Origin of the sequence: Azospirillum sp. ST 5-10, from assembly GCF_051225715.1 — a bacterium.
Classification (GTDB): Bacteria; Pseudomonadota; Alphaproteobacteria; order Azospirillales; family Azospirillaceae; genus Azospirillum.
In genome coordinates this window covers 202,588-221,790 of record NZ_JBPJSP010000003.1, presented here as the reverse complement: position 1 = coordinate 221,790, position 19,203 = coordinate 202,588, and the positions used below count along the sequence as shown (strand labels likewise).

The 19,203-nt window shown below is 71.9% G+C and carries 18 protein-coding genes; 12 read left to right on the top strand and 6 right to left on the bottom strand.

Going from position 1 to position 19,203, the window contains the following annotated elements; translation table 11 throughout:
* Positions 1–64 precede the first annotated feature (64 nt).
* From ACSBPG_RS05315 to dctP, 3 genes are all read right to left on the bottom strand, one after another.
* Positions 65–1,378 (bottom strand): TRAP transporter large permease, encoded by a 1,314-nt coding sequence (locus tag ACSBPG_RS05315; RefSeq protein ID WP_435536079.1) that lies wholly within the window; start codon positions 1,376–1,378, stop codon positions 65–67.
* A complete protein-coding gene (locus tag ACSBPG_RS05310; protein WP_435536078.1) occupies positions 1,375–1,935 on the bottom strand; it encodes a TRAP transporter small permease subunit in 561 nt (186 codons plus the stop codon). Before ACSBPG_RS05310 ends, ACSBPG_RS05315 begins: the two co-directional genes overlap by 4 nt.
* A gap of 156 nt (positions 1,936–2,091) precedes the next feature.
* Positions 2,092–3,132 (bottom strand): TRAP transporter substrate-binding protein DctP, encoded by a 1,041-nt coding sequence (dctP, locus tag ACSBPG_RS05305; RefSeq protein ID WP_435536077.1) that lies wholly within the window; start codon positions 3,130–3,132, stop codon positions 2,092–2,094.
* A gap of 179 nt (positions 3,133–3,311) precedes the next feature.
* Here dctP and ACSBPG_RS05300 point away from each other — a divergent pair, with 179 nt between their 5' ends.
* Positions 3,312–4,697, top strand: coding sequence for a PLP-dependent aminotransferase family protein (locus ACSBPG_RS05300; protein WP_435536076.1), 1,386 nt, complete (start codon positions 3,312–3,314; stop codon positions 4,695–4,697).
* On the opposite strand, the gene ACSBPG_RS05295 is transcribed toward ACSBPG_RS05300, so the two are convergent.
* Positions 4,657–5,802: a cysteine desulfurase family protein gene (locus ACSBPG_RS05295; protein WP_435536075.1), complete on the bottom strand. Its 1,146-nt coding sequence runs from the start codon at positions 5,800–5,802 to the stop codon at positions 4,657–4,659. The genes ACSBPG_RS05300 and ACSBPG_RS05295 overlap by 41 nt on opposite strands.
* A gap of 2 nt (positions 5,803–5,804) precedes the next feature.
* The gene (locus ACSBPG_RS05290) at positions 5,805–6,662 is read right to left on the bottom strand and encodes a sterol desaturase family protein (protein WP_435536074.1); all 858 of its coding nucleotides are present in this window, start codon (positions 6,660–6,662) and stop codon (positions 5,805–5,807) included.
* Between the two features lie 92 nt (positions 6,663–6,754).
* Here ACSBPG_RS05290 and ACSBPG_RS05285 point away from each other — a divergent pair, with 92 nt between their 5' ends.
* The gene (locus ACSBPG_RS05285; protein ID WP_435536073.1) at positions 6,755–7,420 is read left to right on the top strand and encodes an ArsR/SmtB family transcription factor; all 666 of its coding nucleotides are present in this window, start codon (positions 6,755–6,757) and stop codon (positions 7,418–7,420) included.
* 107 nt (positions 7,421–7,527) lie between these two features.
* Here the strand turns inward: ACSBPG_RS05285 and ACSBPG_RS05280 are convergent, their stop codons facing one another.
* The gene (locus tag ACSBPG_RS05280) at positions 7,528–8,235 is read right to left on the bottom strand and encodes a TetR/AcrR family transcriptional regulator (RefSeq protein ID WP_435536072.1); all 708 of its coding nucleotides are present in this window, start codon (positions 8,233–8,235) and stop codon (positions 7,528–7,530) included.
* 186 nt (positions 8,236–8,421) lie between these two features.
* Between ACSBPG_RS05280 and ACSBPG_RS05275 the strand changes: the two genes are divergently transcribed.
* The 10 genes from ACSBPG_RS05275 (at position 8,422) to ACSBPG_RS05230 (ending at position 19,190) form a co-directional block, all read left to right on the top strand.
* Entirely contained in the window at positions 8,422–9,444 is a 1,023-nt protein-coding gene (locus ACSBPG_RS05275) for a Bug family tripartite tricarboxylate transporter substrate binding protein (protein WP_435536071.1), read from the top strand.
* 29 nt (positions 9,445–9,473) lie between these two features.
* A complete protein-coding gene (locus tag ACSBPG_RS05270) occupies positions 9,474–9,989 on the top strand; it encodes a tripartite tricarboxylate transporter TctB family protein (RefSeq protein ID WP_435536070.1) in 516 nt (171 codons plus the stop codon).
* A 6-nt stretch (positions 9,990–9,995) separates the two neighbouring features.
* A complete protein-coding gene (locus ACSBPG_RS05265; protein WP_435536069.1) occupies positions 9,996–11,507 on the top strand; it encodes a tripartite tricarboxylate transporter permease in 1,512 nt (503 codons plus the stop codon).
* A 7-nt stretch (positions 11,508–11,514) separates the two neighbouring features.
* Positions 11,515–12,360: a sugar phosphate isomerase/epimerase family protein gene (locus tag ACSBPG_RS05260; RefSeq protein ID WP_435536068.1), complete on the top strand. Its 846-nt coding sequence runs from the start codon at positions 11,515–11,517 to the stop codon at positions 12,358–12,360.
* The gene (locus ACSBPG_RS05255) at positions 12,357–13,865 is read left to right on the top strand and encodes an enolase C-terminal domain-like protein (RefSeq protein ID WP_435536067.1); all 1,509 of its coding nucleotides are present in this window, start codon (positions 12,357–12,359) and stop codon (positions 13,863–13,865) included. The genes ACSBPG_RS05260 and ACSBPG_RS05255 overlap by 4 nt, the downstream gene beginning before the upstream one ends.
* A 106-nt stretch (positions 13,866–13,971) precedes the next feature.
* On the top strand, positions 13,972–15,123 hold the full coding sequence (locus ACSBPG_RS05250) for a Gfo/Idh/MocA family protein (RefSeq protein ID WP_435536066.1): 1,152 nt from the start codon (positions 13,972–13,974) through the stop codon (positions 15,121–15,123).
* Between the two features lie 17 nt (positions 15,124–15,140).
* The gene (locus tag ACSBPG_RS05245; RefSeq protein ID WP_435536065.1) at positions 15,141–16,310 is read left to right on the top strand and encodes a dihydrodipicolinate synthase family protein; all 1,170 of its coding nucleotides are present in this window, start codon (positions 15,141–15,143) and stop codon (positions 16,308–16,310) included.
* Positions 16,311–16,320: 10 nt separating this feature from the next.
* A complete protein-coding gene (locus ACSBPG_RS05240; RefSeq protein ID WP_435536064.1) occupies positions 16,321–17,184 on the top strand; it encodes a sugar phosphate isomerase/epimerase family protein in 864 nt (287 codons plus the stop codon).
* A 105-nt stretch (positions 17,185–17,289) separates the two neighbouring features.
* A complete protein-coding gene (locus ACSBPG_RS05235; protein ID WP_435536063.1) occupies positions 17,290–18,354 on the top strand; it encodes a PDDEXK nuclease domain-containing protein in 1,065 nt (354 codons plus the stop codon).
* On the top strand, positions 18,351–19,190 hold the full coding sequence (locus ACSBPG_RS05230) for an aldo/keto reductase (RefSeq protein ID WP_435536062.1): 840 nt from the start codon (positions 18,351–18,353) through the stop codon (positions 19,188–19,190). Before ACSBPG_RS05235 ends, ACSBPG_RS05230 begins: the two co-directional genes overlap by 4 nt.
* Positions 19,191–19,203: the final 13 nt, after the last annotated feature.

Here is a 19,203-nt window from a genome sequence, read left to right as displayed (position 1 = left end):
TCCGATGCCGGGAAGATGCGGCGTGAGCCGCTTTTGGGAAGGGGAGGGGGCCGGCCCCCGGTCGTCAGCCGCCGACCATCAGCCGGGGCAGCCAGGTCACCAGGCCGGGGAAGGCGGCGCAGATCAGCAGGCCGAGCACCTGCAGCACGAAGAAGGGGATGATGCCGCGGTAGACGACGTCCATGCCGAGGTGCGGTGGCAGCGGCCCCTTGATGTAGAAGAGCGTGTAGCCGAAGGGCGGGCTGATGTAGCCCATCTGGATCGTCAGCGCGAACAGCACGCCGAACCACACCTCGTCGAAGCCGAGGAAGCGGACGATCGGCAGGAACACCGGCACGGTCAGCAGGATGATGCCGATCTCGTCGAGCACGGTGCCGAGGAACACCAGCACCGCCATCATCACCGCCAGGATCAGGTAGGGGTGCACGTCGAGGCCGCGGATGAAGCCCATCAGCGTGTCGGCGCCGCCCAGCCCCGTGAAGATCGCCACGTAGGCCTTGGCGCCGATGGTGATCCACAGGATCATCGCCGTCGCCTTCAGGGTCTCCACCGACGACGCGGTCAGCGCGTCGACGGTGAGGCGCCGGCGCAGGGCCGCCGACACGGCGGCGCCGAGCACGCCGACCGCCGCCGCCTCGGTCGGCGTGGCGACGCCGAAGAAGATCGCGCCGAGGATCATCAGGATCAGCAGCGCCGGCAGCACCAGCGCGCGCAGGCTGCGCAGCTTGACCGCCAGCGGCACCCGCTCCGCCGAGCCCGGCGGCACCATGCCCGGCCGCAGGTAGGACACGGCGACGATGTAGGCGATGTAGAGGACCGCCAGCAGCACGCCGGGGACGATGCCGGCGATCAGCATCTTGCCGATGGAGATCTGCGCCGTCACCGCGTAGACGATGGTCAGCACCGAGGGCGGGATGAGGATGCCGAGCGTGCCCGAGGCGCAGATCGTGCCGGTGGCGAGCCGCGGGTCGTAGCCGCGCCGCAGCATCTCCGGCAGGGCCAGCACGCCCATGGCGGTGACCGCGGCCCCCACCACGCCGGTCATCGCCGCCATGACGACGCAGATGACCACCGTGCCGATGGCGAGCCCGCCGCGCACCCGGCCGAACCACAGCTCCATGGCCTGGTACAGCTCCTCGATGACGCCGGAGCGCTGCAGGATGCTGGCCATCAGGATGTAGAGGGGAATCCCGAGCAGCGCTTCCGAGCGCATGGTGTCGAAGATCTGCAGCACCAGGATGACGACGGCGTCGGCGTTCCACAGGGCGACCGTGAACAGCAGCGACAGCCCGCCCAGCACGAAGGCGATGGGCAGCCCGCTCAGCATGAACAGGGTCAGGCCGCCGAACATGGTCAGCAGGATGGCGGTGGAGCTCATGCCGCACCTCCGATCCCGGCGTCGGCGGTCTCGGCCGCCAGCGGGTCGTGGACGATCGCCGCGGGGTCGCGGAAGAGGACGCGCAGGAATTCGGCCGAGCTCTGCGCCGCCAGCAGCACCACCGCCGCCGGGACGGCGAACTTGACCGGCCAGATCGGCGGGTTCCAGGCGGAGAAGGAGGTCTCGCCGAACTCCCAGGACTGCACGGCCAGCGGCCAGGAATAGTAGAGGAGGATGGCGCAGAACAGGATGATCACGGGGTGGTTCGCCAGTTCGAACAGGCGGTCCCAGCGCGGCGGCATGGCGCGGCGCACCAGGTCCAGGTTGACGTGGCCGTGCAGGTGCAGCAGGTACGGACCGCCCAGCAGGAAGTACGGCCCGAACAGCAGGGTCGCCAGTTCCATGCCCCAGGTCGTCGGCGCGTCGAACAGGTAACGGCTCACCACCTCGTACAGCATGACGGGGACGATGACCGCCATGAGCGCCGCGGCGAGGCGGAAGAGCAGCCGGTTGAAGGCGGTGACGGCCTGCACGTACAGGCGGATGGCGGTCGGCATGGGCGCGCACTCGGATGGCGGGGAAACACGGCCCTCTCCCGCCCCGGGAGAGGGAGGGGACCCGCGGCGTCAGCCGCGGGGAGGGCGAGGGCCTTCGTCGCCGGCACCCTCGCCCTTCCCACGCAAAGCGCGGGAAGGGCGAGGGACGACGAACGATCAGCCGAGCAGGCCGAGGCGCTTCATGAAGGCGACCTGGCCGTCGAGGATCTTGGTGGCGAGCGCGTCGCCCTTGGTGGCGGTCTTCCACGCCTCCTGCGCCAGGGTGCGGCCCTTCAGCATCTCCGCCGGATCGAGCGACGTGACCTCGACGCCCTTGGCCTTGAAGGCTTCGATGGCCTTGCCGTCGGCGACCAGGATGTGCTGGCGCAGCGCCGCCGAGATCTCGCGGGCGGCGACGGCCAGCGCGGCCTTGAACTCCTCGGGCAGCTTCTCGTAGGCGCCGCGGTTGGCGACGTAGCTGGTGGCGGTGGTCGGCTGGTGGGGGCCGGGCTGGACGATGTATTTCGCCACCTCGGCCAGGCCCGCCTCGAAGTTGGCGGTGAGGTCGCCGCGGTCGGCGAAGTCGATCAGTCCCTTGTCGAGGGCCGAGTACACCTCGGCGGTGGGCAGCGGCGTGACCGACACGCCGAGTGCCGCCATGACGGTGGAGGCGAGGCCGACGAAGCGGCCCTTCTTGCCGCTCATGTCGGCGATGGTGCGGATCGGGAACTTGGCGTGGATCGGCTCGGGGCCGTAGACGGTGGGGGCGATGTAGAACAGGCCGGCCGGCGCGTACGCCTGGCGGGCCTGGTCGAGGCCGCCCAGCTCGTAGAACCACGCCTCGTACTGGTCGGACTCGGGGAAGCCGAAGGGGACGGTGCTGGTGAAGGCCAGCGCCGGGATCTTGCCGGCCTCGTAGCCGTCGAAGGTCTTCATCATCTGGAAGGCGCCGCCGCGCACCGCGTCGAAGGCCTGGGCGGCCGGGACGATCTGGCCGGCTGAGAACAGCTCGATCTTGAAGCGGCCACCGGTCAGCTCGCCGACCCGCTTGACGAAGCGCTCCTCGAAGCTCTGCGGGGTGGTGCCGCCGTCCCACAGGGACTGCATGCGCCAGGTGACGCCGTCCTGGGCGATGGCGGGGGCGGCGAGGCCGGACGCGGCGCCGACGGCGCCGAGGCCGGCGGCCTTGAGGGCGGTGCGGCGGTTGATGGTGGACATGGCGATCTCCCTCCAGTCGATTGTCCGCGTCCCCGTCGGGGTGGCGGTTGGGTCGTTGTCGGCCCAATAATCCGTGTTATAAAGGGACAGTGCAAGTGACAGTTCGCCGGATTATCCGCCATACTGTCCCAGTAAAATAACTGGGACAATCAGCCTGGACCGTGCCAAGGGGGCGCACCGTGACGCGTGTGGGCGGCATCGTCGACAAGATCGTCGGCCTGATCGAGGGGGGATTGCTGAAACCGGGGGAGCGGCTGCTGTCGGTGCGCGCCGGCGCCCAGGAGTACGGCGTCTCCAAGAACACCATGGCCGAGGCGTACGACCGTCTGGTGGCGCTCGGTCATCTCGAGGCCAAGCAGGGGTCTGGCTACTACGTCGCCCGGCTGCGCCGTCCGTCGGTCGAGCGGCCGTCCTCCCACGTGGCGGAGGCGGTGGACCTGGTGTCGCTGCTGCGCGAGCAGCTCGTGCAGAGCTACGCCGTACGGATCGGCGACGGGCGGCCGCCGCCGTCGTGGATGGAGCGCTTCGAGATCGGCGGCCACGGCCGGCTGGCCAAGGCCGTCCACGGCGCCGACGGCGGCCACGGCTACGGCAATCCCTGGGGCTACCTCCCCTTGCGCGAGCGCATCGCTCTGGCGCTCGGCGAGCGCTCGATCAAGGCGGCCCCCGACCAGATCCTGCTGACCCACGGCGCCAACCATGCCCTCGACCTGGTGGCGCGGCAGATCCTCGAGCCCGGCGACACCGTGCTGGTCGACAGCCCCGGCTACTATCCGCTGTTCGGCAAGCTGAAGCTCGCCAAGGTGAACATCGTCGGCGTGCGCCGCCTCGCCGACGGCCCCGACCTCGACGAGCTGGCGGCCAAGGCGGCGGCCCACAAGCCCAAGGTGTTCTTCACCCAGCCGCTGGCCCACAACCCGACGGGCGGGATGATCACCCCGGCGGTGGCGCACCGCGTGCTGCAGATCGCCGAGCAGGCCGACCTCCACATCGTCGAGGACGACCCCTTCGCCGACATCCTGCCGGCGGCCGCACCGCGCCTGGCCGCCCTCGACCAGCTCGACCGGGTGATCTACGTCGGCACCTTCTCCAAGACCCTGTCGGCCAGCGTGCGGGTCGGCTACGTCGCCGGCAAGCACCCGCTGATCGGCATGCTCTGCGACCTCAAGATGCTGACCGTCGTCAGCACCTCCGACTACGTCGAGCGGATCGTCTACGGCGTCATCGCCAGCGGCCAGTACCTGCGCTCCCTGCGCCGTCTCAAGGGCCGCATCGAGGCGGCGACGGAGGAGGCGCTGGCGAGCCTCGAAGCGATCGGCATCCCCATCCTGGCGCCGCCCAACGGCGGGCTCTACGTCTGGGGGCTGCTGCCGGCCGGGATGGACGAGCTCGCCCTGACCCGGGCGGCCGCGGCCGAGGGCATCTTCCTCGCCCCCGGCTCGGTGTTCGCGGCGGAGCGGACGGAGCAGCCGCCGGCGCTGCGGATCAACGTCGCCTACGCCGCCGACCCGCGCTTCGTCGCCTTCATGACGGGCTGCCTGCAGCGCCGTGGATGCTCGCCGTGAGCCGCTGCACCACACGGTCGATCTCGTCCGGCGTGGTCCCCCGGCCCAGGCTGAACCGCACGGCGCCCTTGCCGATCTCCGGGTCGACGCCCATGGCCCGCAGCACCGGCGACAGGGTGACGCTGCCGGCGTGGCAGGCCGAGCCGGTGGAGGCGGCCACGCCGTCCAGGCGGGCGAGGAGGTCGGCGCCGACCCAGCCGACGAACGAGACGTTGAGCGTGTTCGGCAGCCGGTGCTCGGGATGGCCGTTGAGGACGACCCGGTCGCCGAAGCGCGCCCGCAGCGCCGCCCAGAAGCGGTCGCGCAGCGCCCGCACGGCGTCAGCCGCCGGCAGGTCGCGGGCGAGCGCGCAGGCCGCGCCGAGGCCGGCGGCCAGCAGCGCGCTCTCGGTGCCCGCCCGGCGTCCCCGCTCGTGCCCGGCGCCGTGGACGAGCGGCTCCAGCTCCACGCCGCGACGCACGTACAGGGCGCCGACGCCCTTGGGCGCGCAGAGCTTGTGCCCGGCCACCGTCAGCAGGTCGACGCCGAGCTCGGCGACGCGGGTCGGGATCTTGCCGACGGACTGGGCGGCGTCGGTGTGCAGCAGGACGCCGCGCGCCCGCGCGACCTGGGCGATGTCGGCGACGGGCTGGACCGTGCCGACCTCGTTGTTGGCGTGCATGACGCTGACCAGGATGGTGCGCGGCGTGATCGCCGCGGCGACCGCCGCGGGATCGACGCGGCCGGTGCCGTCGACCGGCAGGACCGTCACCCGGGCGCCGAGCGTCTCCAGGAAGCGCAGCGGTGTCAGGACGGCCGGGTGCTCGACGGCCGTCGTGACGATGTGGTCGCCGCGGTCCCGCCGGGCGAAGAAGACGCCCTTGAGGGCGAGGTTGTTGGCCTCGCTGCCGCCGCTGGTGAAGACCACCTCGTCGTCGGCGCAGCCGAGCAGGCCGGCCACCTGGCCGCGGGCGCGATCCAGGGCGGCCTTCGCCGGGGAGCCGGCCCAGTGGGGGCTCGACGGGTTGCCGAAGGCGTCCTCGATCAGCGGGCGCATCGCCGCCGCCACCCGCGGGTCCACCGGCGTGCTGGCGTTGTGGTCGAGATAGATCGTGTCGGCGGGCATGGTCACTCCGGGGTCCGGGCGTGCGGCGCCGGCCCGGCCGCGCCGTGCCGGTCTTCGTCGCCGTGGAACGGCTGCAGCAGCATGCGGTCGAGCCGGAGGTCGCCGGCCGTGCGGAACCGCTCGATGCCGATCGTCATGCCGTCGTGCCCGGCGGCGGGCTGGTCCCGGTAGGTCCCGAACAGCCGGTCCCACCAGGGAAGGTTGAAGCCGTAGTTGCTGTTGGTTTCGGCGACCACCACCGAATGATGCACGCGGTGCATGTCCGGCGTCACGAGGACCCGGCGCAGCGCGCGGTCCGCCGAGGGCGGAAGCCGCAGGTTCGCATGGTTGAACATCGCCGTGGCGTTGAGCAGCACCTCGAAGGCCAGCACCGCCACCGCGGGCGCCCCGAGCGCCGTTACGACGGCCGCTTTGATGACCATCGACAGCACGATCTCGGCGGGATGGAAGCGCAGACCGGTGGTCACGTCGATGTCGAGGTCGGCGTGGTGCATGCGGTGCAGCCGCCACAGCACCGGCACCGCGTGGAACAGGACGTGTTGCAGATAGATGGCGAGGTCGAGCAGCAGGACCGACACGGGCACGGCGATCCAGACCGGTGCGGCGACGGCGTTCAGCAGCCCCCAGCCCCGTTGCTCGGCCAGCAGCGCCATGCCGACGGCCGCCGTCGGGAAGAGGATGCGCACCACCACCGTGTCGATCACGACGATGCCCAGGTTGCCGGGCCAGCGCCGGCGGCGGCCATAGGTCGGCACGCGCCGGGGCGCGACGGCTTCCCACAGCGCCACGACGGCGAACACGCCGAGGAAGGCGCCGAGGCGGATCGCCGCCGGTCCGTTCGCCAGAAGGGTGTCGCCCATGGCCGTCGCCCCTCGGATGTTCCTTGACCGGCCCGGCCGGACGCGTGACAATCAATCAATTCGTTGAATGATGTAACGAGATCCCCGACGTCATGTCAAGCGAGAGCCCGAAGCGCAGGCTGTGCGCCGCGTTCGCCGCCGTCGCCCGGGCCGTCGGCCACGAGCACCGGCTGGACCTGCTGGAGCACCTCGGGCAGGGCGAGCGGAGCGTCGAGGCGCTGGCCGAACGGGTCGGCCTGTCGGTGGCCAACGCGTCGCAGCATCTCCAGCATCTGCGCCGGGCCGGGCTGGTGGCGTCGCGGCGCGACGGCAGATACGTCCTGTACCGGCTGGCCGACGACCTCGTCGTGGACCTGCTGGCCGCGGTGCGGCGCGTGGCGGAACGCACCGTCGCCGAGGTGGACCGGCTGCGGTCGGGCTATTTCCGCCACCGCGACGCCCTCGAGCCCGTCAGCCGGGCCGCCCTCCTCGAGCGGATGCGCGACGGTCTGGTGACGGTGCTGGACGTCCGCCCCGAAGACGAATTCTCGCAGGGGCATCTGCCCGGGGCCGTGAACATCCCGCTGGGCGATCTCGAGCGGCGGCTCGCCGACCTGCCGCCGGACCAAGAGGTGGTCGCCTATTGCCGCGGCCCCTACTGCGTGCTGTCCTTCGAGGCGGTCGCCGAGCTCCGCCGGCGGGGCTACCGCGTGCGCCGCCTCGAGGACGGCTATCCCGAATGGAAGGCCGCCGGCCTGCCCGTCGAAACCCCCGCCTGAGCACCGGCTCCGGTCGCGCGGTGCGGCCATCCCGGACCGGCCTGCGGACCCTGTGATCTGGCGGGATTTCCGAGCCCGCCCATGGGGGCGGAGGTCGGAACACCTGCTCAGGGCCGGGGTGCCGGGCGCAGATAGTCCATGATCAGCCCGACCACGTGGGCGCGCCGCTCGGCCAGCGCGTCCGGCGCTTCCAGGGCGTGGCCGGTGACCAGCGACAGGGTGTGGATGTTCGAGAAGTAGAAGTAGCTGAGGCCGACGATGGAGATCCACAGCTGGGTCGGGTCGACGTCGGTGCGGAACGCCCCCTCCGCCGCGCCGCGCCGCAGGATGTCGGAGATCATGCCGAACAGCGGCGAGTGCATGGCCTGCACCGCGTCCGAGCGGGCGAGGTAGCGCGCGCCCAGCATGTTCTCGGTGTTGAGGAGCTGGATGAAGGAGCGGTCCTCGACGAAGCTGTCGAAGGTGAAGGCGACCAGCCGCTGCATCGCCGCGTCGGGGCTGAGGCGGCCCAGGTCGAGCTGGCGCTCGGCCGAGCGGGCGCGGTCGTAGGCCATCTCCAGGACCGCGACGTAGAGCCCCTCCTTGTCGCCGAAGTAGTGGTAGATCATCCGCTTGTTGGCTTGCGCCGTCTCGGCGATGACGTCGATGCGGGCCCCCTCGAAGCCCTTCGTCGCGAACTCCCGGTGCGCCGCCTCGAGGATGCGCGCCCGCGTGCCCTCGGCCGAGCGGCGGTGGCGCGCCGGCCGGGGCGCCGCCGGAGCGTCCGCCTTCTCCACCGGGGGCGGGGTCGTCGCTGCTGCTCGCGTCGCGCGCATGTCGGTCGCCTTTCCTCGTTCCGGTCCCTCTATGGCGGGGACGCCGCCCGACCGCAAGCCCGCGATCGCCATGCCTGCAGAACTAACCAGTTATTTACTTATTGACGCCGGGTCAAGGCCGCGGGCATGATGCGCGGGCAAAACAATTCGGCCGCCCACCGGATTCGGCCGAGGGAGGATAAGGACATGCTGAAACGATCCCTGCTCGCCGTCGGCGCCGTCCTCGGGTTCGGCGCCCTGTCGCTGGCGTCCGGCGCGTCCCCGGCGCGGGCCGCGGACTGGAAGCCGGAAAAGCCGGTCACCATCGTTGTTCCCTGGGGGGCCGGCGGCTCGACCGACCAGATCGTCCGCCTCGTCGCCGCCGAGCTGGAGAAGGAGCTGGGCCAGACCTTCGTGGTGGTGAACCAGCCCGGCGCCCAGGGCGCCATCGGCACCAAGTCCGTGCTCGACGCGCCGCGCGACGGCTACACCTGGGCGTCGGGTGCGGCCAAGGACGTCGGCACCTACGGCGTCAGCGGCCTGGTCGACACCAAGCTGGCGGACTGGCATCCGTTCCTGGCCGTGGTCAACACCTCGGTCCTCAGCGTCAACGCCGACACGCCGTACAAGACCGCCAAGGACCTGGTCGAGGCGATGAAGGCCAAGCCCGGCAAGATCACGGTGGCGACGGCCGGCATCAACTCCTCGGGCGGGGCCGCGGTGGCGGCGCTCAGCAACGCCCTCGACGTCGAGGTCAAGCAGGTCACCTACGACGGCGGCAACCCGGCGACCATCGCCACCGCCGGCGGCGAGACCGTCGCCACGACCCAGCTCGCCGCCGACCAGGCGGAGATGATCCGCGCCGGCAAGATCCGGCCGCTGGCGGTGCTCGGCGGGCGGGCGCTGACCATGGACGGCGTCGGCGAGATCCCGTCGATCACCACGTTCTTCCCCAGCTACCCCGTGGCCGACGACTATTTCGGCGTCTTCATCCCCAAGGGCGTGCCGCAGGAGGTGGTCGACACGGTCGAGCGGATCTGGGCGCAGACCATCACCAACTCCGAGAAGCTGCGCACGTACGGTGCGCAGAAGGGGGCGATCCCGGCCGTGGTGATGGGCGAGGAGGCCTACAAGGCGGCCATGCCGTCGATCCAGAAGATGGCCTACGGCATGGTCGAGCGCGGCCAGGCCAAGGCCGACCCGGCGACCTACGGCATCCCCAAGCCGTGACCGGCTGACCAGCGTCGGGAGGCGCCGCCATGGCGACGATGACACCGGCCCGCGCCGACCGCATCACCGGCGTGGTCCTGACCGGCCTCGGCCTCGCCGTGACGGTGGGCGCCCTGCTCATGGACCGGCTGCCCGAACGCGGCATCGACCCCTGGACCGCGCCGGGGGTGGTGCCGGGGGCGCTGGGGGCGGTGCTGACCCTGCTTGGCCTGGTCCTCGCCCTGCGGCCGGCGCATGGGGCGGCATCCACCGCGGCGCCGGCCGCCGCCCGGCCCGAGGACGAGGAGGAGCGGCGGGGCCGCCGGCTGATGCCGCTGGGGCTCGCCCTCTGCCTCCTCTACGCGGTCGGGCTGGTGGGGCATCTGCCCTTCTGGCTGGCGACGGCCCTGTTCGTCTTCACCTTCACCGCCGTGCTGGAGCGCGACCCGGCCGACCCGACGGCGGCGCGGGTGCGCAAGCTGGCCGCCGCCGCCGTGCTGGCGGTGGCGACCGGCGTCGGCGTCCATGTCCTGTTCCAGGATCTCTTCCTCGTCCGCATGCCGTGAGGCCCCGTGTTCGAGAACCTCGTCCCCCTGGGCAACGCCTTCGTCTCCCTGGCCACGCCGGCGAGCGTGGTCAACGTGGCGCTGGCGACCCTGTTCGGCATCGTCATCGGCGCGCTGCCCGGCCTCACCGCCACCATGGGCATCGCGCTCCTGACCACCTTGACCTACACGCTGGACGCCGACCAGGCGATCCTGGTGCTGATCGGCTGCTACGTCGGCTCCATCTACGGCGGCAGCCGCACCGCCATCCTGCTCAACATCCCCGGCACCCCGGCCAACGCGGCGACGACCCTGGACGGCTTTCCGCTGGCCCGCTCGGGGCGCGGCGGCGAGGCCATGGGGATGGCGACCATGTCCTCGGTGATCGGCACGCTCCTGGGCGTGCTGGCGCTGGCGGTGGTGGCGCCGGTCCTCGCCGAGTTCGCGCTCGGCTTCGGCTCCTACGAGTATTTCTGGCTGGCCATCTTCGGCATCGTCATCGCCGGCAAGATGACCGCCTTCGACGACCCGCTGAAGGGCTGGATCGCCGGCGTCCTCGGCCTGCTGGTCGCCATGGTCGGCCAGGACGGCATCCACGCCCACGCCCGCTTCACCTTCGGCAGCACCGAGCTGGCCGGCGGCATCGCCCTCATCCCGGCGCTGGTCGGCGCCTTCGGCTTCGCCGAGGTGCTGTCGGTGCTGCGCGAGCGCCGCGCCGAGCTGGCGACCAGCACGGTGGGCCGCGTCCTGCCGAGCCTGAGCAAGCTGTGGAGCTACCGGCGCACCATCGCCCGCTCCGGCGTGATCGGCACCGGTGTCGGCATCATCCCCGGCGTCGGCGAGGACATCGGCGCCTGGGTCTCCTACGCCGCGGCGCGGCGCAAGAGCGCCGAGAAGGCGCAGTTCGGCAAGGGCGCCCTGGAAGGGCTGGTGGCGGCGGAGACCGGCAACAACGCCGCCATCCCCGGCGCGCTGATCCCGGCGCTCACCCTGGCGGTGCCGGGCTCGGCGCCGGCCGCGGTGCTGCTGGCGGCGATGTTCCTGCACGGCATCCGGCCGGGGCCGACCATCATGATCGAGCAGCCGGAGTTCGTGTACGGCGTGGTGTGGATGGTGGTGTTCGCCACCGTCGCCATGGGCGTCTTCGGGCTGCTGCTGACCCGGCCGCTCCTGCTGGTCCTGCGCATCCCGCGCGAGCGGCTGATGCCGGTGGTGTTCACGCTCTGCGTGATCGGCCCCTACGCCATCACCCAGCGCCTCTTCGACGTGTGGGTGATGCTGGCCTTCGGGGTGATCGGCTACGTCATGCGCCGCATGGACTATCCCATGGCGCCGCTGGTCCTGGGCATCATCCTCGGCGACCTGCTGGACAAGAACCTGCGCCGGGCGCTGACGCTGGCCGACGGCGACCTCACGCCCTTCCTGACCCGGCCGGTGTCCATGGTGCTGTGGGTGACGACGCTCGCCATGCTGCTGATCGGCCTGGCGCCGGTACGGCGCGGGGCGAGCCGGCTCGCCAGCCTGGCCTTCGGCCGCTGAGGGGCGCATGAGGATCAACCTGTGCAACGAGGTGCTGCGGCACCTGCCGTTCGAGGCCCAGGCGGCGCGGGCGGCCGAGCTCGGCTACGACGGGCTGGAGGTCGCCCCCTTCACGCTCGGGCCGGAGCCGCACCGGCTGCCGCCGGCGGAGCGGCAGCGGCTGCGCCGCACGGTGGAGGCGGCGGGCCTGTCGGTGGTCGGCCTGCACTGGCTGCTGGTGACGCCGGAAGGCCTGTCCATCACCGACCCGGATCCGGAGTTGCGCCGGCGCACCGCGGCGGTGCTGGAGGGGCTGGTCGATCTCTGTGCCGACCTCGGCGGGCGGGTGATGGTGCACGGCTCGCCCGGGCAGCGCCGCCTGCCGCCGGGCGAGGACCCGGCGGCGGCGCGGCGGCGGGCCTGCGACCTGCTGGCCGGCGTGGCCGAGCGGGCGGGGCGCCTCGGCGTCACCTACTGCCTGGAGCCGCTGGGCCGCCACGAGGACGGCTTCGCCAACACGGTGGCCGAGGCGGCGGCGCTGGTCGAGGCGACCGGGGTGCCGGCGCTGCGCACCATGATCGACACCAGCGCCGCCGGCCTGAGCGAGGACGAGCCGCCCGACGCCCTGGTGCGGCGCTGGGTGCCGCGCGGCGTCGTCGGTCACGTCCAGCTCAACGACCGCAACCGCCGCGGCCCCGGCGAGGGGGCCGACCGCTTCGCCCCGGTGCTGCGGGCCCTGCGCGCCGTCGGCTACGCCGGCGAGATCAGCGTCGAGCCCTTCGTCTACCGCCCCGACGGCGAGGCGGTGGCGGCGCGCGCCATCGGCTATCTGCGCGGCATCCTCGACGCCCTGGAGACGGAGACGGCCCGATGACGGAAAGCCGTACGAGCGCCCCGCGATTCCGCATCACCGCCATCGCCCTGTACGAACGGCCGGTGCGCCTGCGCATCCCCTTCCGCTTCGGCGTGGCGACCCTGACCGAGACGGCCCAGGCCTTCGTGCGCCTGCGCGTCCGCCTGGAGGACGGGCGCGAGGCGGAGGGCATGGCGGCCGAGCTGATGGTGCCGAAATGGTTCGACAAGGACCCGGCGCTCAGCAGCGCCGACACCGTCGACCAGCTCCGCCACGCGCTGTGGCGGGCGCGCGAGGCGTACGGCGACGGCGAGCCGCGCACCGCCTTCGGGCACGCCCTGGCGCACCGCCTCGCCTTGCCCGGCGTGCCGCCGCTGGCCGCCGGCTTCGGCCCGGCGCTGCTCGACAAGGCGGCGCTCGACGCCCTCGGCCGGGCGCTCGGCCTGTCCTTCGCCGAGCTGGTGCGCGGCAACCGGGTCGGGCTCACCGCCGAGGCGGCGCCGGACCTCGCCGGCTTCGACCTCGCCCGCTTCCTGGCCGGCCTGGAGCCGGCCGCCGCCATCGCCGCCCGCCACACCGTCGGCCTGGTCGACCCCGTCACCGCCGACGAGATCGCCGCCGACCAGGCGGTCGCCGACGGGCTGCCGCACAGCCTCGACCAGGTGGTCGCCGCCTACGGGCACCGGCACTTCAAGATCAAGGTGGCCGGCGACGTCGCCGCCGACCTGGACCGCCTGCGCCGCATCGCCGCCGTGCTCGACACCATCGCCGAGCCGATCCTCGTCACCCTCGACGGCAACGAGCAGTACGCCACGGCCGACGGCATCCTCGACTTGTGGCGGCGGGTCGGCGAGGACCCGCGGCTCGCCCGCTTCGCCGCGGCCACCGCCTTCGTCGAGCAGCCCGTCGCCCGTGCCCGCACCTTCGACGAGCCGGTGCACGCCCTGGCGGCGCATCTCCCCGTCATCATCGACGAGGCCGACGGCACCCTGGACGCGTTTCCGCTGGCCCGCCGGCTCGGCTATTCGGGGGTCTCCAGCAAGGCCTGCAAGGGGCTCTACAAGTCGCTGCTCAACGCGGCGCGCTGCGCCCGCTGGAACGCCGGGGAGGGGGGGCGCTTCTTCCTGTCGGCCGAGGACCTGACGACCCAGGCCGGGCTCGGCGTGCAGCAGGACCTGGCGCTGGTCGGCCTGCTCGGCCTCGCCCACGTCGAGCGCAACGGCCACCATTACGTGGACGGCTTCGGCACCGCGCCCGAGGCCGAGGCGCAGGCCTTCCTCGACGCGCACCCCGACCTCTACCGCCGCCAGGGCGGCCGCGTCCGCCTGCGCATCGACGGCGGGCGGATCGCCCTCGGCTCGCTCTGGGGACCGGGCTTCGCCGCCGGCGCCCATCCCACGGTGGAGGCGCTGCGGGACATGGCGTTCGTCCCTCTCCCAGGGCGGGAGAGGGACGGGGCCCACGCGGAGCGTGGGAAGGGTGCGGGCTCCGCCGGCGGGCGACACCCTCACCCTCCCCACGGCTGACGCCGCGGGTCCCCTCCCTCTCCCGGGGCGGGAGAGGGCTGTTGACGACGACTGAACACTTCATGTAACTAACAAGTTACTTACTTAGAAATCGGAGGGTGGAACCATGGCTCAGCGTCGACTCGGGATCATCATGCACGGCGTCACCGGGCGCATGGGCATGAACCAGCACCTCATCCGCTCGATCCTGGCGATCCGCGCCCAGGGCGGGGTGACGCTCTCCGACGGGTCGCGGGTCGTGCCCGATCCGATCCTGGTGGGGCGCAACGCCGAGAAGGTGCGCGAGCTGGCGCAACACCATGGGGTGGAGCGCTGGAGCGACGACCTGGAGGCGGCGCTCGCCAACCCCGACGACACGATCTTCTTCGACGCCGGGACCACCCAGATGCGCCCGACCTTGCTGGAGATGGCGATCCGCGCGGGCAAGCACGTCTACTGCGAGAAGCCGATCGCCACCAATCTGGAGGCGGCGATGCGCATCGTCCGCCTCGCCCGGGAGGCCGGGGTGAAGAACGGCACGGTACAGGACAAGCTGTTCCTGCCCGGCCTGCAGAAGCTGCGCATGCTGCGCGACAGCGGCTTCTTCGGCCGCATGCTGTCGGTGCGCGGCGAGTTCGGCTACTGGGTGTTCGAGGGCGACTGGCAGGCGGCGCAGCGGCCGTCCTGGAACTACCGCGGCGAGGACGGCGGCGGCATCATCCTCGACATGATCTGCCACTGGCGCTACGTGCTCGACAACGTCTTCGCCCCGGTCAAGAGCCTGTCCTGCCTCGGTGCCACCCACATACCGCAGCGCTGGGACGAGCAGGGCCGGCGCTATGAGGCGACCGCCGACGACGCCGCCTACGCCACTTTCGAACTGGAGGGCGGGGTGATCGCCCAGGTCAATTCCTCCTGGGCCACCCGGGTCTACCGTGACGACCTCGTCACCTTCCACGTCGACGGCACCCTCGGCTCGGCGGTGGCCGGCCTGACCGACTGCGTGATCCAGCCGCGCCAGGGCACGCCGCGCCCGGTGTGGAACCCGGACGTGAAGCAGACCATCGACTTCTACGAGACCTGGCAGCCGGTGCCCGACAACCAGGTCTTCGACAACGGCTTCAAGGTGCAGTGGGAGATGTTCATCCGCCACGTGGTGGAGGACGCCCCCTACGCCCACGGCCTGATCGAGGGCGCCAAGGGCGTCCAGCTCGTCGAATGCGCGCTGGAGAGCTGGCGCGAGCGGCGCTGGGTCGACGTCCCGGCGCTGACCGCCTGACCCGGAGGGTGTGCCCCATGGAACCGACGATCCTCCTGCCGCGCGCCGACCGCACCCTGGAGACCTACCGGCTGGCGCCGGCGCGGGGCTTTCCCGCGCGCGCCGGCGGTCCGCTCAACCGGGTGGCCTTCGCCGCCGCCCACACCGTCGCCGACCCGCTGGCCGAGGTCGACCCCTGGCTGACCCCCGCCATCGACTGGGACCGCACCATCGCGTTCCGCGAGCACCTGTGGGACCTCGGCTTCGGCGTCGCCGAGGCGATGGACACCGCCCAGCGCGGCATGGGGCTGGACTGGGCCGCCTCGCTCGAGCTGATCCGCCGCTCGCTGGCGGCGGCCAAGCCGCGCGGCGGCGTCGTCGCCAGCGGCGCCGGCACCGACCACCTGGCGCCCGAGGACGCGCGCACGGTCGACGACGTCATCCGCGCCTACGAGGAGCAGGTCGGCGCGGTCGAGGCGCTGGGCGGGCGCATCATCCTGATGGCGTCGCGCGCGCTGGCCCGCGTCGCCAGGGGGCCGGACGACTATGTCCGGGTCTATTCCCGCATCCTCTCCCAGGTGCGCGAGCCGGTGATCCTCCACTGGCTCGGCGACATGTTCGACCCGGCGCTGGCCGGCTACTGGGGCACCGCCGACCTCGACGCGGCGATGGACGTGGCGGTGTCGGTCATCAACGACTTCGCGGCCAAGGTGGACGGGGTGAAGGTCTCCCTCCTCGACAAGGAGAAGGAGATCGTCATGCGCCGGCGCCTGGCGCCCGGCGTGCGCATGTACACCGGCGACGACTTCAACTACGCCGAGCTGATCGCCGGCGACGGGGCGCACCATTCCGACGCCCTGCTCGGCATCTTCGACGCTATCGCCCCGGCCGCCGCCGCGGCGCTGGCCGACCTGGCGGCGGGCCGGGCGGACTCCTTCCACGCCATCCTCGCCCCGACGGTGCCGCTGTCGCGCCACATCTTCAAAGCACCCACCCGCTTCTACAAGACGGGGGTGGTGTTCATGGCCTACCTCAACGGCCACCAGGACCACTTCACCATGATCGGTGGCCAGGAGAGCGCGCGCTCGACCCTGCACCTGGCCGAGCTGTTCCGGCTGGCCGACGCCGCCGGCCTGCTGCGCGACCCGGCGATGGCGGCGGCCCGCATGCGCGCCGTGCTCGCCGTGCGCGGCGTCGACGCGGGCTGAGGGGGCGGCGATGCGCGACTTCGCGGGCGACCACCGCTGGCTCTCCGTCAACACCGCCACCGTGCGCCGGCAGGGCGACTTCGTGCGCATCGCCGAGGCCTGCGCGCGCCACGGCATCCGCGCCGTCTCCCCGTGGCGCGACCAGATCGCGGCGGTCGGGCTGGAAAGCGCGGTGCGGGCGGTCCGCGACAGCGGCCTGGCGCTGTCGGGCTACTGCCGCGGCGGCATGTTCCCGGCCGATCCCGGCCGCCGCGCCGAGGTGCGCGACGACAACCGCCGCGCGGTCGACGAGGCGGCGGCTCTGGGGGCTCCCTGCCTGGTGCTGGTGGTCGGCGGCCTGCCGCAGTTCTCGCGGCCGGGCAGCGTGCCGTCGAAGGACCTGGCCGGCGCGCAGGCCCAGGTGGCCGACGGCATCGCCGAACTGCTGGCGTACGCCCGCGAGGTCGGCATGCCGCTGGCGATCGAGCCGCTGCACCCGATGTACGCCGCCGACCGGGCCTGCGTGAACACCCTGCGCCATGCCCTCGACCTCTGCGACCGGCTCGACCCGGAGGGCGGCGGCGCGCTGGGCGTGGCGGTGGACGTCTACCACGTGTGGTGGGACGCCGAGTTGGAGGCGCAGATCCGCCGCGCCGGCGCGCGGCGCCTGCTCGCCTTCCACGTCTGCGACTGGCTGGTGCCGACCGCCGACCTGCTGAACGACCGCGGCATGATGGGCGACGGCGTGATCGACCTGCCGCGCATCCGCGGCTGGGTCGAGGAGGCCGGCTTCGCCGGCTTCTCCGAGGTCGAGATCTTCTCCGAGCGCTGGTGGTCGCGCCCCATGGACGAGGTGCTGGCGACCTGCATCGAGCGCCACCGCTGCGCGGTGTAGGGGCCGCGTGCCACAGGATGCCGCGGGAACGGGCGGCTGACCTTGGCTTGCCCATGCGTTGTGCTTCGGATAGCTTGGCCGCCGACCGAAGCAGGGCGAGCGTTCATGGTGCAGCACCGTCCCGCTCCCGCGGGTTACGCGGAGTGGCTGTCCGACCTGAAGGACCGCATCCGGCAGACGCAGCAGCGGGCGGCGCTTGCGGCCAATGCGGAACTGATCCTGCTGTACTGGCGCATCGGTTCGGACATCCTGAACCGGCAGCGGGAGCAGGGCTGGGGTGCCAGGATCGTCGACCGACTCGCCGCCGACTTGCGTGCGGAGTTCCCGGACCAGAAGGGATTTTCGCCGCGGAATCTGCGGTACATGCGGGATTTTGCGGCGGCCTGGACGGACCCCGGAATCTTGCAACAGGTTGTTGCCAGATTGCCCTGGGGGCATAACGTCCGGCTTCTGGAGGCGGTCCGCCAACCGGACCGGCGGCTCTGGTACGCGCGCGCCGCACTCGAAAATGGCTGGAGCCGCTCCGTACTTGCCCTGCAAATCGAAACTGGGTTGCATGCGCGCCAGGGTGCCGCGGTCACCAACTTCAGCCAAACCCTCCCCGCCGGAGAGTCTGATCTGGCGCGCCAGTTGGTCAAGGATCCCTATGTCTTTGACTTCCTGACGCTCACCCCTCGGGCGCATGAGCGACAGCTGGAAGCCGCTCTCGTTGAGCACCTCAAGACATTCCTGATCGAGCTTGGGATCGGCTTCGCCTTCGTCGGCAGCCAGTACCCCCTCGAGGTCGGTGGACAAGACTACTGTCTGGACTTGCTCTTCTTCCATCTCAAGCTGCGTCGCTATGTCGTCATCGACTTGAAGATGGACGAGTTCGCGCCGGAGTATGCCGGCAAGATGCAGTTCTATCTGACGGCGCTGGACGATCTGAAGCGGGAACCGTACATGGAGCCGAGCATCGGGCTGATCCTGTGCAAGTCCCGCAATCGTGTCGTTGTCGAATACGCATTGCGCGACATCGCCAAGCCGATTGGCGTGTCTTCGTACACCGTGCGTGTCACCGAGACCCTGCCATCGGATCTCGCGGGAGAACTGCCGACCGCGGAGCAGTTCGAGCGCATCCTTCACACGAATGCAGACGAGACGACGACCCGAGGAGGAGACGCTCAATGACAGAGGCGACGATCCGGCTGCCCGGTGGCGACGAGGTTCCGGTGCTCGGCCAGGGCACCTGGTTCATGGGCGAGGACGCGCGCAGCCGCGCCGGCGAGGTGGCGGCGCTGCGCCTCGGCCTCGATCTCGGCATGACCCTCATCGACACCGCCGAGATGTACGGCGACGGCGGTGCCGAGGAGGTGGTGGGCGAGGCGATCGCCGGGCGGCGCGACGCGGTGTTCCTGGTCTCCAAGGTGCTGCCGCAGAACGCCACCCGCCGCGGCACGATCGCCGCCTGCGAGCGCAGCCTGCGCCGGCTCGGCACCGACCGCATCGATCTCTACCTGCTGCACTGGCGCGGCCGCCCGCCCTTCGCCGAGACGATCGAGGCCTTCGAGACCCTGATGCGCGACGGCAAGATCCGCCGCTGGGGCGTCAGCAACCTCGACCCCGACGACATGGCGGAGCTCGTCGGGCTGCCCGGCGGCACCGCGGTGCAGACCGACCAGGTGCTCTACAACCTGACCCGCCGCGGCATCGAGCACGACCTGCTGCCCTGGTGCCGCCGGCGCGGCGTTCCCGTGATGGCCTACTCGCCGATCGAGCAGGGCCGGCTGCTGGGCGAACCGGCCCTGCGCCGGGTGGCGCAGCGCCACGGCGTCACCCCGGCCCAGGTGGCCCTGGCCTGGACCCTGCGCGACGGCGGGGTCATCGCCGTCCCCAAGGCGGCGACGCCGGCGCACGTCCGCGACAACCGCGCCGCCCTCGACCTGCGTCTCGACGGGCAAGACCTTGCCGAGCTGGACCGCGCCTTTCCGCCGCCCGACGGGCCGCAGCCGCTGGAGATGCTGTAGGCGTTGAGCCCCA